This is a genomic window from Gilvimarinus sp. 1_MG-2023 (assembly GCF_030548285.1).
On sequence record NZ_JAUOSC010000857.1, the window covers coordinates 1 to 283 of the forward strand.

The following is a 283-nucleotide window of genomic DNA, read 5'->3' on the forward strand; positions in this document are numbered from 1 at the left end:
GCTCCAGGTTTGTCAGCCCGGAGCAGGCGACCAGTCCCGTCAACCAGCGTCAGATAATCGGTGAGTGGCATGGGGATACCTGCCAGCTCTTGCTCTTTGGCGTTGCGGACAAAGGGCAACAAGCAGGTCGGCTGTTGTGTTCGGCTATCGGGATCGGCTGCTGTTTTGGCACGTTCGGCACGGCTTTTGATCGAGGTGTAATCAGACGTTTCCGGCGTGTTGGCCATGCCTGCTCTGACGGGGTTCAGGTCGACGTAAGCCATACAGGCCAACAGGGCTGCTT

1 pseudogene is annotated in these 283 nt (G+C 58.7%); it reads right to left on the minus strand.

Features of this window, described 5'->3' with window-relative positions:
- A pseudogene (locus tag Q4563_RS19325) lies at positions 1-263 on the minus strand (transposase); the annotation flags it as partial.
- Between the last annotated feature and the right edge of the window lie 20 nt (positions 264-283).